The sequence below is a fragment of the Pseudooceanicola spongiae genome, assembly GCF_014899185.1.
Taxonomy (GTDB): domain Bacteria; phylum Pseudomonadota; class Alphaproteobacteria; order Rhodobacterales; family Rhodobacteraceae; genus Pseudooceanicola; species Pseudooceanicola spongiae.
Genome location: NZ_CP045201.1, coordinates 2,300,018 through 2,315,835 on the forward strand (window position 1 = coordinate 2,300,018; position 15,818 = coordinate 2,315,835).

The 15,818-nt window shown below is 65.0% G+C and carries 11 protein-coding genes; 6 read left to right on the plus strand and 5 right to left on the minus strand.

Annotated features, from left to right (window positions below):
• Positions 1–125: 125 nt before the first annotated feature.
• Complete coding sequence (locus F3W81_RS10890) at positions 126–614, minus strand: nucleoside deaminase (RefSeq protein ID WP_193079193.1); 489 nt, start codon at positions 612–614, stop codon at positions 126–128.
• 468 nt (positions 615–1,082) lie between these two features.
• Here F3W81_RS10890 and F3W81_RS10895 point away from each other — a divergent pair, with 468 nt between their 5' ends.
• The 6 genes from F3W81_RS10895 to F3W81_RS10920 all read left to right on the plus strand — a co-directional run bounded on the left by F3W81_RS10895 (position 1,083) and on the right by F3W81_RS10920 (position 7,186).
• A complete protein-coding gene (locus F3W81_RS10895) occupies positions 1,083–2,069 on the plus strand; it encodes an ABC transporter substrate-binding protein (RefSeq protein ID WP_193079194.1) in 987 nt (328 codons plus the stop codon).
• 24 nt (positions 2,070–2,093) lie between these two features.
• Positions 2,094–2,867, plus strand: coding sequence for an ABC transporter ATP-binding protein (locus F3W81_RS10900; RefSeq protein ID WP_193079195.1), 774 nt, complete (start codon positions 2,094–2,096; stop codon positions 2,865–2,867).
• A gap of 85 nt (positions 2,868–2,952) precedes the next feature.
• Positions 2,953–3,723 carry an ABC transporter permease gene (locus tag F3W81_RS10905; RefSeq protein ID WP_193079196.1) on the plus strand — a complete coding sequence of 257 codons (771 nt, stop codon included), beginning with the start codon at positions 2,953–2,955 and terminating at the stop codon, positions 3,721–3,723.
• Positions 3,720–5,105: an amidohydrolase family protein gene (locus F3W81_RS10910; protein ID WP_193079197.1), complete on the plus strand. Its 1,386-nt coding sequence runs from the start codon at positions 3,720–3,722 to the stop codon at positions 5,103–5,105. The genes F3W81_RS10905 and F3W81_RS10910 overlap by 4 nt, the downstream gene beginning before the upstream one ends.
• 77 nt (positions 5,106–5,182) lie before the next feature.
• Complete coding sequence (locus F3W81_RS10915; protein WP_193079198.1) at positions 5,183–6,178, plus strand: isopenicillin N synthase family dioxygenase; 996 nt, start codon at positions 5,183–5,185, stop codon at positions 6,176–6,178.
• A gap of 54 nt (positions 6,179–6,232) precedes the next feature.
• On the plus strand, positions 6,233–7,186 hold the full coding sequence (locus F3W81_RS10920; protein WP_193079199.1) for an isopenicillin N synthase family dioxygenase: 954 nt from the start codon (positions 6,233–6,235) through the stop codon (positions 7,184–7,186).
• Between the two features lie 125 nt (positions 7,187–7,311).
• On the opposite strand, the gene F3W81_RS10925 is transcribed toward F3W81_RS10920, so the two are convergent.
• From F3W81_RS10925 to F3W81_RS10940, 4 genes are all read right to left on the minus strand, one after another.
• Positions 7,312–8,715: a pyridoxal phosphate-dependent decarboxylase family protein gene (locus F3W81_RS10925; protein ID WP_193079200.1), complete on the minus strand. Its 1,404-nt coding sequence runs from the start codon at positions 8,713–8,715 to the stop codon at positions 7,312–7,314.
• 45 nt (positions 8,716–8,760) lie between these two features.
• Entirely contained in the window at positions 8,761–9,639 is an 879-nt protein-coding gene (locus tag F3W81_RS10930) for a transglutaminase family protein (protein ID WP_193079201.1), read from the minus strand.
• A 4-nt stretch (positions 9,640–9,643) separates the two neighbouring features.
• Positions 9,644–12,142, minus strand: a complete 2,499-nt coding sequence (locus F3W81_RS10935; RefSeq protein WP_226941644.1) for a circularly permuted type 2 ATP-grasp protein — start codon at positions 12,140–12,142, stop codon at positions 9,644–9,646.
• Positions 12,143–12,284: 142 nt separating this feature from the next.
• A complete protein-coding gene (locus F3W81_RS10940) occupies positions 12,285–15,644 on the minus strand; it encodes a transglutaminase family protein (RefSeq protein ID WP_193079202.1) in 3,360 nt (1,119 codons plus the stop codon).
• Positions 15,645–15,818: the final 174 nt, after the last annotated feature.

The following is a 15,818-nucleotide window of genomic DNA, read 5'->3' on the forward strand; positions in this document are numbered from 1 at the left end:
GATAGCGCGCAGCGGTGGTGCCCCCTGCGGATCATGGCGCTACAGGGCATCATGTCCCTGACAAGGACGCCCCTCATCGGCCAAAGGCAAAGGCATACTGACACCCGGGCGCACCGCCAACAGGCTCACAGGCCGTCCCAGAAACCTTCGTGCACGACCGCGCTCTCCTCGCTCAGCAGTGGGCCGACAACTTCAACCGACCGTTGCCCCGCAGCAAAGATCGTCTTGCATGGCAGATCCATTGTCAGGTTTTCGGGATCAGGGCCAATCAGCGCCTTCAGCTCCATCTCGCTCATCCCATGCACCACCCGACCAACGCCGGTCCAGTAGACCGAGCCTGCGCACATCGCACAGGGCTCCGCGGAGGTGTACATGGTGCATTGCGCGAGGAACGCGACGTCGTATTTCAACGAGGCCGCCGTCATCAGATTGCGCTCGGCGTGCCCGGTCCGGTCGCCCTTGCTGCCGCAGGTGTTCATTTCCTCCAGCAGGATCTCCCCGTCTGGGCCAGCCAGCAACGCACCGAAAGGATGATCCCCCCGCGCCCGGCTTTCACTGGCCAGAGTGATCGAGCGGCGCAAAAGGATCAGGTCCTGTTCCGAAGAGATGGGCATGAGATGGCTCCTGTCGATGTGTTCAGGGTGCGACCTCATGCGAGATTCGCCCCGAAAACAAGATCGAATCCCGCATTGCATACGATCTGCGCCTCTCATTGCGCATAGTTTCGCGGCAGCTTCAGGGCCCTTTGACTAAAAAACGTACATTCCAGCCTGCCCCAGGCGACCGTTGACGATCTCAGGCTATGCCACGCACGATCCACGCAGGCAGTGTGGATCACGAGTAGAAGCGGAAGGGTCCAGACCATTCGGAAGCATTTCCGACACTGGGGCACTGACATTGCTCATCAAGGCCAAAGCTGGGTTGAGGTGATTGATGAAGCGACGACGGCACTACTCCTTCCTTCACACGGATTTGCCAAGCGCCGCCGCGCAACGTCGCGGGGGCCGGACAGATTGCGCGCTCCTTCCGCTCTCAGGCTCCAAAAGACCAAACCAAACAACAAACGAAACAGGGAAATCGTCATGAAAAAACTCTGCGCAACCGCGCTTCTGGCCACCACGCTCGCCACGCCGTCCTTTGCCCTCGACAAGATCACCTATCAGCTGGACTGGCTGCCCGGCGGCGACAAGGCCCCGATCTATGTCTGTGTCGAGGAAGGCTTTTGCGAGGAGGCCGGGCTTGAGGTCAGCATCGCACCGGGCCGCGGCTCCTCTGAGGCGATCACCAAGATCGCAACGGGTGTGGCCCAGGTCGGCTCCGCCGGGATCGAGGCGCTGATGGCCGCCAAGGTGACCGAAGGCGTGCCGGTCACCGCGATTGCGTCGATCTTCAACACGGGCCCGCATGCCTTTTACACAACGGCTGACAAGGGCATCACGACCCTCGCCGACGTGAAGGGCAAATCGGTCGCGACCTCTCCCTTCACCTCCTCCAACGTGTTCCTGCCGCTGGTGCTGAAGCAGAACGGGATGTCCGAAGAGGACATCACCCTGACCAAGGCCGATCCCGGTGCGCTTGGCCCCCTTCTGATGACCGGCCAATCCGATGTCATCATCGCCTGGCTGACCGATGTGACCCGGTATACCAATCAGGCCAAGGAAGCCGGCAAGGACATCGTCGTTCTGCCCTGGGATGCGGCGGGCCTGAAGCTCTACTCCGCCTCGCTGATCGCCAGCGACGCTTTTCTGAAAGACCAGCCCGATGTCGCAAAACGCTTTGTCGGCGCCTTCCTGAAGTCCATCCAGTTCGCCCATGACAACCCGCAGAAAGCCGCCGAAGACACCGCCGCAATGGTGCCTGAACTGAGCGCGGAAGACGTCATCGGCTCCTGGACCGATGCGTCGAAACTGGCGTTCAACCCGGTCACCGATGAATTCGGCCTCGGGGCGTTCGATGCGGCGCGCCTTGCCTCGACCTGGAAACTTGTCGCCGAAGCGCAGGGCCTGGACGTCGAAGCGCTGGATCCCGAAACCGTCGTCGACCGCTCTTTCCTGCCCGACGCCAAGTAAGCCCCGCTGAAAAGGACGTTGTCCATGACACAAGATGCCATCCGTTTTTCGGATGCCGGTCAGACCTTCAGAACCGACTCCGGGCCGCTGACCGCCCTGTCGGGGGTGGATCTGTCCATTGCCCGGCACGAATTCGTCGCCGTCCTCGGGCCCTCGGGCTGTGGCAAATCCACTTTGCTACGGATGACCGCCGGGCTGATCAAACCGACCGAGGGAACGGTGTCGGTGTTCGGGCTGCCCGTCACCGAGCCGCGTGACGATATTGGCATCGTGTTCCAGCAGGCGACCCTGCTGCCTTGGGCAAATGTCGAGGACAACGTCGTTTTTCCGGCCCGTCACAAACGCGGGCGCGTGTCCCAGAAGGACCGCGAACATGCCCGCGCGATCATCGCGACATGTGGCCTTGCCGGATTTGAAAAACGCCTGCCCGGAGAGCTTTCGGGCGGCATGCAACAGCGCGTCGGCATTGCCCGCGCGCTGTTCCTCAACCCCGATATTCTGCTTATGGATGAACCCTTTAGCGCGCTCGACGCGCTGACCCGCGACGCCATGGGGTTCGAGTTGCTGCGCCTGTGGCAAGCCAGCCCGAAGACGGTGCTGTTCATCACCCACTCGATCCCCGAGGCGGTCATCCTGGCCGACCGCGTGGTGGTGATGAGCGAACGCCCCGGCCGGGTCATCGCCAATCTGAAAGTGCCGCTGAGCCGACCGCGCAACGAAAGCTCGCTCCGCTCAAGCGAAATGCAGGACTTCATGGGCCATCTGCGCGGCCTCCTGATCAAGGAAAAGGTGGCCTGAGATGAGTGCTGAAGCCGATATTTCCATTACAGAACAAACAGATAAACCAAAGAAGGCCACCCATGTAACGCCGCCGGAACCCTTCATGGAGAAGCTGATCCGCATGCCGGTCGTCCTGCCGCTGCTGACCTTCGTGCTGATCCTTGTGGTCTGGGAGGCCGGGACGCGCCTGTTTGCCGTGCCGAGCTATATCCTGCCCGCGCCGAGCCGCATCATGGGCGGCTTCGAGGTGGTCAGCCTGTCACGCTGGATCGAACATGTCTGGTCAACGCTGCGCGTGGCGCTGATGGGCTTTCTGCTGGCGATCATCATTTCGCTGCCGATTGCCGTCGGTCTGGCCAAATCACGTTTCCTCAGCCGCTCGCTGTACCCGTTGCTGGTGGTGATCCAGTCGGTGCCGGTCGTCGCTGTCGCGCCCATCATCATCGTGGTTCTGGGCACGGATGACGCACCGCGCGTCGTCATCACCTTCATGATCACCTTTTTCCCACTGGTCGTATCGATGACAACCGGGTTGATGGCGACCCCGCCAGAGCTGATCGAACTGTCGCGATCCTTGCGTGCCCCGGTGTGGCGCGAGATCAGCCAGATCCGTTTGCCCTACGCGACGCCTTATATCTTCTCGGGCCTTAAGATCTCCATAACGCTGAGCGTGATCGGCGCGGTGGTGGCCGAATTCGTCGCCGCCGAAAAGGGCATCGGCTATTTCATCCAGTTCTCGACCTCGATGTTCAAGCTGCCACAGGCCTGGGCCGGGTTGGTCGTTCTGCTGGTGATGTCGCTGGTGCTGTTTCAGGCGGTCAGCCTGACGCAAAAGATCCTCTTCCCCTGGTCACTGCCGAAAGAGCGCAAATGAGCCTGCTGATCAGCAATATCCGCGACTGCCTCACCGGCACTCTGGGCGAGGACGAGCGGTTTTGCGGCGCCATCCGGGTGCGGGACGGCTTGATTGCCGAGATGGGCGATCTGGCCCCTCTGCCCGGCGAAGAGGTGCTGGATGCCGCTGGTTGCGCCGTGGTGCCCGGGCTTGTGAACACGCATCATCACCTGTTCCAGTCCGTGCTGAAGGCCGTGCCGAAAGGCATGAACCTCGCCCTGGATCCCTGGCTGATGCATGTGCCCTACACCTGGTGGCCACTGCTCGACGAGGAGACGTTTCGTGTCTCGGCCCGGATCGGGCTGACGGAGCTGTTGATGAGCGGCGCGACCACGGTTGCGGATCATCACTATGTCTATTCGGATCGCTACGACTATAACCCCTCGGACGTGCTGTTTGAGGAGGCGGCGAAGCTCGGCATCCGTTTTGTGCTGGCGCGCGGTGGCATGACCAATGGGCGGGTGTTTGACGACCCCGCAGTGCCTGCCGCCCCTTGCGAGCCCCTCCAGCGGTTCCTGGACGAGACGCTGGCGACGGCGGCGAAATGGCACGATCCCTCCGATCTGGCGATGACCCGCGTGGCCATCGCGCCGACCACGCCGACCTTCAACGTCGCGCTCGAGGAGCTGGGCGAAATCGCCAGTTTTGCACGGCAAAACAAGCTGATGCTGCATTCTCACCTGAGCGAGAACGAGGCCTATGCCGCCTTTACCCTTGCGAGATACGGCAAGCGCCCAGTCGAATGGCTGGCCGACAAGGGATGGCTGGGCAGCGACGTTTGGTTCGCCCATCTGGTCGATCTGGCGCCCTTCGAGGTGCAGTTGCTGGCCGAAACCGGTACCGGCATGGCGCATTGCCCGAACGCCAATGCGCGGCTCGGCTCTGGCATCGCGCCGGCGGATGCGCTGCACCGGCTGGGCGGCAAGGTGTCGATGGGGGTTGATGGCGCAGCGGCGAACGAGGCGGCGGATATGGCCGTGGTGATGCATTCCGCGTTCAGCCTGCACCGTGCCACCAAGGGCGTCGCTGCGGTGCGCGCCGAGGAAGTGATGCATTGGGCCACGGCGGGCGGTGCCAAGGTGCTGAACATGCCCAAGGTCGGCACTCTGGCGGTCGGGATGGCGGCGGATATTGCGCTGCTGGACCTCTCGGCGCCGCGCAACCTTGGTCTGCATGATCGCGCTATTGCCCCCGTGATCACCGGCGGCATTGCCGTCAGGCACAGCCTGGTCGGCGGCAAAAGGGTCGTCGCCGATGGCATCCCCCTGGGCGTAGATCTGGGCCAGCTGGCCGAGGACGCGACCCGACTAACCTCAAACCTCATCAGGCGACAGAGAGAGAGCCTTCTGGCGCCCGTCTAACCATACCCCCCCAGGAGTATAAGCCGGCAGCACATCCGTGCAGGTCATTGCTCCCCTTGCATCAAGGAGAAAAGACCATGAATGACACGACTTACGGGTTGCAGGAGCTGAACGCCGAAAAGGCCTTTGGCGGCATGGGCGAGACGGTCGAGCGGGATATCCCGCAGATCGACATGTCCGATTACTTCAACCGCAAGGACGAGATCGGCGAGGCGCTCTGGGCGGCTGCGACCGAGATCGGGTTCTTCCAGCTCTACAATCACGGCATTCCGCAAGAGCTGGTGGACGAGGCGTTCTGGATGAGCGAGCAGTTCTTTCAGCTGCCCGAGGACAGCAAGAAACAGTTCCCGCTGAAGCCCGGATCGAACGCGGGGTGGGAGTTCATGGAGCAGGTGCGCCCCTCGACCGGGACGGCGGATCGCAAGGAAAGCTACCAGATCACCCTGCCCCGGATGACCGGCCTCTGGCCGAACGGTGTCGAGGTTCCGGCCTTCAAGGCCACCATGATGGCGTTCGAGCGGCACAACTGGTCGGTGGCCATGCGGGTGCTGAGCTGTTTCGCGGATCGTCTTGGATTCACGACGGATTTCTTCACCGAAGGGCATGATTCGGACGCCAAGGAATACCAATCCACGCTGCGGCTGATCCACTACCTCGGCATGGAAAATGCCAAGCCGGAGGACTTCAAGTTCTGGCGCGCAGGCGCCCATACGGATTTCGATTGTCTGACGCTGCTGCACCAGAAACCCGGTCAGGGCGGGCTGCAACTGAGCCCTGGCAAGGACGCCAAGGGGCGCGCGATTGCCTGGACGGATGTGCCGCCGCTGCCCGGTGTGATCACCTGCAACATCGGCGACATGCTGATGCGCTGGTCCGATGACAAGCTGCAATCGACGCTGCACCGTGTGCGGATGCCGCGCCCAGAAGAATACCTCGGGCCGCGCTATTCGATGGCGTATTTCGCGCAGGCCAACATGGATACCGTGCTGCAGGGGCCTGAGGGCAAGTACGAGCCGATGACCGGGCACGACTATATCCAGATGCGTCTGGGGGCGAACTTCGCCAAGAAATAATCACGTCGGGCGGCCTTCCGGGGCCGCCCTTTTCCAGTGCAAGAGGTTGAGAATATGGCGAAATCACTGCCGATGATTGATGTGTCCGGCTTGTCCTCATCGGATCCCTGCGACCGGGTTCTGGTGGGCGAGAAGATCCGCGCGGCCTGCCTTGCGCATGGGTTCTTTTATGTCACCGGCCATGGCATCCCCGAGGGGCTGATCGAGGCCGTGATGGGCGAGACTCGCGCCCTGTTCGACATACCCGACGCCTGCAAGGATGCGCTGGACAAGGCCAACTCTCCCTGCAACCGCGGGTATGAGCAGTTGGGCGGCCAGACCCTGCAGGAGGGGGCGCTGCCGGATCGCAAGGAGGGCTTTTATATCGGCGAGGAGCTGACCGCTGGGGACGGTCGGGTGGCGGCGGGAAAGTTCAACCATGGGGCCAATCAGTGGCCGACGGATCTGCCGGGATTCAGGCCGGTGATGATGGCCTATTACGCGGCCATGGTGACGCTGTCTGAGACGCTGATGCGGGGCATGGCGCTGTCGCTGGATCTGAAAGAGGATTACTTTTCAGGGTTTTGCGACCAGCCGCTGGCAACGCTGCGGCTGCTGCACTATCCCCCTGCGCAGCCCGATGTGCCCGAGGAAATGGGCGCCGGGGCGCATACGGATTTCGGCGGCTTGACGATCCTGCTGCAGGACAATGTCGGCGGGCTGCAGGTCTGTGACGAGGACGGCGGCTGGATAGATGCGCCCCCGATTCCAGGGGCTTACGTGGTCAACCTCGGGGATATGATCGCGCGCTGGACCAATGATCGCTACCGCTCGACCGTGCACCGGGTGATCAACAAATCCGGGCGGGAGCGCTATTCCGTGCCGTTCTTTTACTCGGGGTTTCCCGATCATGAGGTCGCCTGCATTCCGACCTGCCTTTATGCGGACGAGACCCCGACCTATCCCGTGATCACGGTCGAACAGCACCTGCGCAGTATGTACGACCGCACCTACAAGGCAGCGCGGTGAGCGCGGCTGGTTAACGGCGCAAACCGGCAAATCGGGATGTCGGTATTGCGTCGGTATTTGAACGGTATCTGAACGGTGCGACTTTTGGCGTCGGCGTAGAGGTTAACGCGGGCGCCTGAGGGGGCTTATGCCCCCTGTTGTCGCGCCAGTTCGCAGATCACGTCATAGGCGACCTCGGCGTCCTCGGCCTGCATGTCGAAGGCCCCGGCCTGAAAGCGGATCACCAGCGCGCCGTCGACCCGTGTCTGGGTCAGGTAGATGCGGCCATCGGCATTGATCGCCTCGATCAGCGCCTGCGTCGTAGCGTCGTCCGCGCCGGTGGGGCGGAAGGTGAAGAGCGAGAGCATCGGCTCGGTCACGATTTCGATGCCGTCGGTGGCGCGCAGCTTTTCGCAGAGCGCAACGGACCAGCGGACGTGGTTGCGGATCATCTCGCGCAGGCCGTCCAGCCCATGGGCGCGCAGCAGGAACCAGAGCTTGAGCGCGCGGAAGCGGCGGCCAAGGGGCACCGACCATTCGGAATAGTTGATGATGCCATCGGCACCGTGGGTCTTGAGGTACTCTGGCTGGATCGCGAGGGTGCGCACGAGGTCGGAGGGCGTGCGCAGGAAATGCGCCGAACAGTCGAACTGCGCGCCGAGCCATTTGTGCGGGTTGAAGACGACGGAGTCCGCGCCCTCCACCCCGGCCCAAAGGGTGCGAAACTCGGGGCAGATCATCGCTGAGCCCGCCCATGCGGCGTCGATATGGGTGTAGAGGTCGTGCGCCTTGGCGACGCGGATCACCGCTGTCAGGTCATCGCAGCCGCCAATGGAGGTGCCGCCGGTACAGCCTATGACGCCTGCAGGTTTCAGACCCGCTGCGATGTCGGCGCGGATCGCCGCGTCCAGCGCTGCGGCGTCCATGGAGTGGCGCGGGCCGGTGGAGGGGATCTTGACCAGGTTGTCCGCGCCGATGCCGGAGATCCAGATCGCGCGGTCTACGGAGGTGTGCACCTGATCCGAGCAGTAGATGCGCAGCTGCGGCCCGGCGCGCAGACCGGCGGTATTGCCGGTCCAGCCGAGGGCGCGTTCGCGCATCACCAGCACGGCCGCGAGGGTCGCGGAGGAAGCGCTGTCCTGAATAACGCCCTCGAACGTGTCCGGCAGACCGATGGCGTCGCGCAGCCATTCCATCATGCGGGTCTCAAGCTCGGTCGCCGCAGGGGAGGTCTGCCAGAGCATACACTGCGCGGCCATGGCCGAGACGAGGTATTCGGCGACAACCGAGACCGGGGCGGCATTGGCGGGGAAATAGGCGAAGAAACGGGGGTGCTGCCAATGGGTCATGCCGGGGGCGATGATCCCCTCGAAATCGGCAAAGATCTGCTCCATCGCCTCCGGGGTTTCCGGGGGATGGGCGGGGATGGCGCGATAGGTCTGGCCCGGCGCGAGGCGGGGGCGGACGGGGTGGTCGCGCAGGGTGGCGCGATATTCAGCGCCCCATTGGGCGGCGCGGGCGGACCATTCGGCGAAATCATCTGTGTTCATGACAGATGTGGTAGCGCGGTTGCGGCGCTTTGGCGAGAGGGGCGTTCAGTCCTCCTCAACCATGTCCACCGCCTGTTTGGTGCTGCGCCCGCCCGCGATGCGCAGCGCGCCCTTGACCGGCGAGACGTCGAAATAATCGCGCCCATAGGCGATGACAACGTGATCGCTGCCCGCGAGCATGGCGTTGGTGGGGTCGAACTCGACCCAGCCCATGTCGTTGCCGCACCAGGCGCGGACCCAGGCGTGCATCGCATCGGCGCCTTCAAGGCGCGCCTGCCCTTTCGGCGGCAGGGTGCGCAGGAAGCCCGAGACATAGCCCGCCGGAATGCCGAGGCTGCGCAGGGCGCAGATGGCGATATGGGTGAAATCCTGACAGACGCCGCGGCGCAGGGCAAAGGCCTCGGCGATCGGGGTGTCGACCAGCGTCGCCTCGGCGTCGAAGGTCATGTCGCGGTGCAGGGCCAGGCTGATCGCCTCGGCGGTGGCAAAGGCCGTCTCGCAACTGCGGGCCTGTTCGGCGGCCCAGTCGGCGATACCGGCGTGACGCGGCACCCGGGGCGAGGCCCAGAGGAACTGATGCGGCGCATGGGGGCTGAGCGAGGCGGCGCCCGCCATCTCGGCCACGAAATCGCTGCGGCGGGGCGAGACATCGAGGCTGCGGGGTTTTTCCAGCCGCTCGACCCGGGCGCGCATCTCGAACTCGGTGGTGAGCTGACGGTCGATATAGGCGATCTCGGTGCATTCGTTGCCGAAGAAGTCGCGGCGGTTGATCACCTCGGACGGGCGGGGCTGAAAGCTGAGGCGGGACTCGTGCACGATCTGCAGACCGGGAAGGGTCAGCGGCAACAGGCGCAGCACATGACGCCCGACATCGGCGGGGCGTTCATAGGCATAGCTGATGCGCAGGCGGATCGCGTAAATCATGGGCCTACCTGAGATAACTGTCGGCCAGCAGACCGGAGAAGCTGGCGGTGGCATCGGAGATTTCGGAGAGACGCTCGGGCGTGATTTCGGCGGCCTCGGCGATGGTCAGGGCGGTTTGCAGGCGCAGCACTTCGCGGCGCAGCGAGGTCATGGGACCGGACTGCGGGCAGAGCTTGTCGAGCCAGTCGAGGTGGCCGAGGATATCGCCGAGCTGCGAGAGCACCGAGCGCGGGTTCGCCTCGTCCAGCAGCAGCAGGTCGAGCACGGTGTCGCGGCTGATGACCGAGGGAAAGCGCAGACGGTGGATCATGATGGCATCGCCCGCCTCGATCGCGATGTCGAGCGCGCCTTCGGGGGCGTCGGGGTCGGTGAAGGTGGCCAGCATGTTGGTGGTGGCCCAGGCGCGCTCAATCGCGCGGCCCAGCGACAGGAAGCGCCAACCGGTGGCGTGGTACATGTTTTCGTGCACGAGGCCGGAAAAACCCGAAACCTTGCGCAGCAGCACGCTCATCGCGCGGGCGCAGTCATCGCCGGGTTGCAGGCGCGGGCCGATCTTGGCAGCGGTGCGTTGCAGATCGGTCAGGGCGTTCCAGCCGTCGGTCGAGAAGCGGTCGCGGATGCGCCCGGCCCCGTTGATGGCGCTGCGCAGGTCGGCCATCAGGCCCTCGGGCATGGTCTCAGCGGTGTCGACGCCCATGATCGAGAGCGCCTCGGAGAGATGTCCGGTCAGCGGCAGATCGGCGAGGCCGTTTTCCGCGAGGCGCAGGTGATAGGCGCGCAGCAGGCGGATCTTTTGCTGGGCGCGTTCGGTGTAGCGGCCCAGCCAGAACAGGTTGTCGGCGGCGCGCACCGGCAGGGCAGCGAACTGCGCCATGTTGTGGTGCGGCGTGACGGTGGCCAGCAGGGTGTCTTCGGGTGGCGTCACGGGCGCGACGACCCAGACGTCGGACACGGCCCCGCCGCGCTGCATCGAGATATCGGCAGAGGTGGCTGAGTGGCCGATGCGGGCAAAGCCGCCGGGCATGACCTGCCAGCCCTGCGCCGTGCGCCCGAGGATGACACGCAGGCTCATCGGGCGGGCCTCAAGACGGCCATCGACCAGCGCGGGCGCGGTGGAGAGCGAGACGATCTCCTGTGCGGCCAGCCGTTCGGCCATCGTGTCGATATAACCGGCGTCCAGCGGGCGGCCATCGGGGTGACGGCCCGCGATCACCACCTCGGGGCCATGATCGAACGGCAGGTTGGTCGACAGGGCGCTGTCGATGGTCATGCGCGCGGCATTGGCCTTGACGTAGGCGCGCGCCGAAGCCGCACCGCACCACCATGTCGCGATATTGGGCAGCGACAGATCCCGGCCCAGCCATTTGCGGGCGATGCGCGGGATGAAGGCCATCAGGGCGCGGGTTTCCAGCACACCGGAGCCGGGGGCGTTGATCATCGTCAGCTGGCCCGAGCGCAGCGCGCCGAGCAGGCCGGGGGTGCCGATCTGGCTGTTCTCGCGCAGCTCCAACGGGTCGAGCCAGCCGGAATCGAGGCGCCTCCAGAGCACGGAGATCGGTTGCAGCCCGCCGACGGTATGCACCATCAGGCGGCCATCGCGCACCACGAGATCCTCGCCCTGGACCAGCAGGAAACCGAGGTAACGGGCGATATAGGCGTGCTCGTAATAGGTATCCGTCATCGGCCCCGGCGTCAGGATGGTGACGCGGCTGTCGCCGTCTGAGCGCAGCGCCAGCAGGGCGTCGCGGAAGGCGCGGAAGAACCCCGCGAGGCGCAGCACGTTGGAGCGCGCCATGATGCCGGGAAAGCTGCGCGAGGTCGCCATGCGGGTTTCCAGCGCGAAACCAGCCCCCGAGGGCGCCTGCGTGCGGTCATCCAGCACCCACCATTTGCCATCGGGGCCGCGCCCGATATCAAAGGCCATCATGTGCAGGAAGTGCCCCGAGCGCGGCCGGATGCCGACCAGAGGCCGCAGCCATTCGGGGTTTGCCGTCAGCAGATCCGCTGGGATCAGGCCCTGTTTCACCAGTGCGCCGGGGCCGTAGAGATCGGCCATGATGCGTTCCAGCAGGTCGGCGCGTTCGACCAGACCGGCGGCAATCTGGCTCCATTCGCCGGAGTCGATCAGCAGTGGCAGATGCGCGAGGGGCCAGTCGCGCTCTTCTTCGGAATCAGGGCCGTAGTGGCGAAAGAACACGCCCGCGTCGCGCAGGTACTGGCTGCCGCGGGCGGTGGCATGGGTCAGCTCGTCCGGGGTGAGCTGGGAGAGTTCGTTCAGAAAGGGCCGCCAGACGGGGCGGATGGTGCCACGGGCGTCCATCAGCTCGTCCGCGACACCGTCGAGGGGGCGATAGGCGGCCAGCAGCGCGGCGAGGCGCTGTTCGGGGGTGGGCTTGGGGGCGGCTGGCTTGGCGTCGGTCTTGTCTTCCGGCTTGGGCATGGCGTCAGCTTGGGCGGCGGGCGTGGTGGCGCCCGCGCCCGTTTCCGGAACGTCGGAGGTCATCGCCTTGCCCCCCAGATCATCCGGACCCGCACCAGCGTGCGGGCCCTGCACGAGCAGACCATCTGCCCCCTCCCCCTTGTCAGTCCTGTGGCGGTGTCGCCACGTCCGGGCCCCCGAAGGGGTCCGGACAAATCAGACGCCCTTAGACGCCCGCGGGCCGCCTGAGGTCAAGGGTCATCGGGAATTCCCCATGGGTGACCTCGGCCGGCGGCATGTAGAGACCCGGCGTATGGCCGTGCGGTTCGAACCGCGACAGGCGACGGGCCTCGGCTTCGTTCGCGTTGACCGGGAAGGTGTCGTAGTTGCGCCCGCCCGGGTGCGCGACGTGATAGACGCAGCCGCCCAGCGCCCGGCCGGTCCAGGTGTCGAAGATGTCGATGGTGAGCGGCGCGTTGACCGGCACGACGGGGTGCATGGCGCTGGCGGCCTGCCAGGCCTTGAAGCGGATGCCCCCCACGACGACGCCGTTGGTTTCGGTTTTGGTCAGCGGCACGCGGCGGCCATTGCAGGTGACGATATAGCGGCTGGTGTCGCCCGTCGTCAGCTTGACCTGCATCCGCTCGGTCGAGCTGTCGGTGAAGCGCACGGTGCCGCCGATGGCCCCGGTTTCGCCAAGGACGTGCCAGGGCTCCAGCGCCTGACGCAGTTCCAGGTGGACGCCGTCATATTCAACCTCGCCACAGAAGGGGAAGCGGAATTCGGACTGGGCCTCGAACCACTCGGGGCGGAAATCAAAGCCGTGGCGGCGCAGGTCGGCCAGCACGTCGAGGAAATCTGTCCAGACGAAATGCGGCAGCATGAAGCGGTCATGCAGCGTGGTGCCCCAGCGGGTGAAATCGCCCTGCAACGGCTGGTTCCAGTAGCGCACCAGCAGGGCGCGGATCAGCAGTTGCTGCGCGAGGGACATGCGCGGGTCTGGCGGCATCTCGAAGCCACGGAACTCGACAAGGCCGAGGCGGCCGGTGGGACCATCGGGCGAGAACATCTTGTCGATGCAGATCTCGGCCCGGTGGGTGTTGCCGGTGACATCGGTCAGCAGGTTGCGCAGCAGGCGGTCGGTCAGCCATGGCAGCGGCTGGGTGCCCTGCCCCGGCGCCGGGATCTGGGCCAGCGCGATCTCAAGCTCATAGAGGTTGTCGGCGCGGCCCTCGTCGACGCGCGGCGCCTGGCTGGTCGGGCCGATGAACATGCCGGAGAACAGGTAGGACATCGCCGGGTGGCGCTGCCAGTGCAGCACGAGGGAGCGCATCAGGTCCGGGCGGCGCAGGAAGGGCGAGTCGTTGGTGGTGGCACCACCGACGACGACGTGGTTGCCGCCCCCGGTGCCGACGTGCTTGCCGTCGATCATGAACTTGTCCGCCCCAAGGCGGCACTGGCGGGCCTCGTCATAGACGCCAGCGGTGATCTGCTTGCACTCTTCCCAGTTGGCGGCGGGGTGGACGTTGACCTCGATCACGCCGGGATCGGGGGCGACGCGGATCACGTTGAGGCGCGGATCGCTGGGGGGCGAATACCCCTCGATATGCACCGGCAGGCCGAGCTTTTCGGCGGCGTCTTCGGCCACGGCGAGCAGTTCGAGGTAATCCTCGATCGCCTCGACCGGGGGCATGAAGACGCAGAGACGACCATCGCGGGGCTCAACAGCGATGGCGGTGCGCACGACGCCGCCGACGCCGGTGGTGTCCTGCTCAACCCGGTCCTGCGTGTCGCCATCGGCGCGGAAGCTGGCGCGGGAGTTTTCGCGCATCTCGGCCTCGGCCTGACTGCCCGAGGCATCGCCCTTGCCGCCTGCGCGACGCTGGAAGTCGGGCAGGTCGCCGCGTTGCACGGTCGGATCGGCGTCGTTGATGTAGGGATAGCTGGAGGGCGGCACATACGGCAGCGCCTCAAGCGGCAGGCGATAGCCGACGGGGCTGTCACCGGGCACGAGGAACAGATGACCGCGCCGGGGCTTCCACATCTCGGACCGCCAGCGATGGCCTGCGGCCTTGCTCTGCCAGCGCTGCACGGGAAGGACGTAGCCGGAGGGTTTGGTGAGGCCGCGCCCAAAGACACGGGCGAGGCGATAGCGCTCCTCCGGGTCTTTCAGCTTGGAGTTTTCGGGCGTCACGTTGTCGGGCAGGTTGCCTTCCTTGAGGATCCATTCGGCGGGATCTTCATAGGCGGGGACGGTAAAGTCAGGCTCCACCCCCAGCGAGGTGGCGATTTCGCGCAGCAGTTTGCCAGCGTCGCGTTCGGTCGCGCCGGTCTCGCTGACCTCCTTGGCGATCAGGTCGGGGTTGCGCCAGATCGGCTTGCCGTCCTTGCGCCAGTAGAGCGAGAAGGTCCAACGCGGCAGCGTCTCGCCCGGGTACCACTTGCCCTGCCCGTAGTGCAGGAAGCCACCGGGGGCGAAACGGTCGCGCAGACGCCGGATCAGCTCGTCCGCGAGGCCGCGCTTCATCGGGCCGACGGCGCCGGTGTTCCACTCGGAGCTTTCAAAATCGTCGATGGAGACGAAGGTCGGCTCGCCCCCCATGGTCAGGCGCATGTCGGCGGCGGCGAGGGCCTGGTCTACCTTGCCACCCAAAGCGTCGAGGGCATCCCAGGATTCTTCGGAGAACGGCTTGGTGATGCGGGGGTGTTCGGCGACACGGGTCACGTCCATCTCGAAGCCGAAGTCGACCTCGGCATAGGAGGCGACACCCGAGATCGGGGCGGCGTTGCGATAATGCGGCGTGGCGGCGAGGGGAATGTGGCTCTCCCCCGCGAGCAGGCCCGAGGTCGGGTCGAGGCCGATCCAGCCGGCACCGGGCAGGAACACCTCGCACCAGGCGTGCAGGTCGGTGAAGTCGTGATCGGTCCCGGCGGGGCCGTCGATGGCGACAAGATCAGGCTTGAGCTGGATCAGGTAGCCCGAGACGAAACGCGCGGCAAAGCCGAGGTTGCGCAGGGTCTGCACCAGCAGCCATGTCGTGTCGCGGCAGGAGCCTGTGCCGGTGGTGAAGGTTTCCTCGGGCGTCTGCACGCCCGGCTCCATCCGGATGACATAGCCGACCTCGTTGGCGAGGCGCGCGTTCAGGCCGACGACCATCTCGACGGTGCGCTGCTGGCTCTTGTCGATGGTGTTCAGGAAGGATTGCAGGTGCGGCCCGATGGGTTCGGGCGTCATGTAGATCGACAGATCGTCGCGGATGTCGTCGGGATAGGTGAAGGGCCAGACCTCGGCCTCCTCCTCGACGAAAAAGTCGAAGGGGTTGTAGACGGTCATGTCGGCGACAAGGTCGACCTCGATCTTGAATTCATGCACCGGCTCGGGGAAGACATAGCGCGCCAGCCAGTTGCCATAGGCGTCCTGCTGGTAGTTCACGAAATGCTTTTCCGGCAGGATCTTGAGCGAATGCGAGATCACATGCGTGCGCGAATGCGGCGCGGGGCGCAGCCGGATGATCTGCGGCCCCAGCGTAACGGGACGGTCGTATTTGTAATGCGTGACGTGGTGGATGGCCGCTTTGATCGACATGTACTCGCCTGCTTTTTATTGCCTGCGATTAACCTTCCACGTTTACCCACCGCTTACAAATGATTGTGCGACCGAAGCGAGAATGGGCGGACAATGTGCCCGCTGGGGTGGCAGTGCCTGTGGCCGTGCCTGCGGGCGGATTGCGCGGTGTCTTGCGGGTTGGCGCGGTTGGCC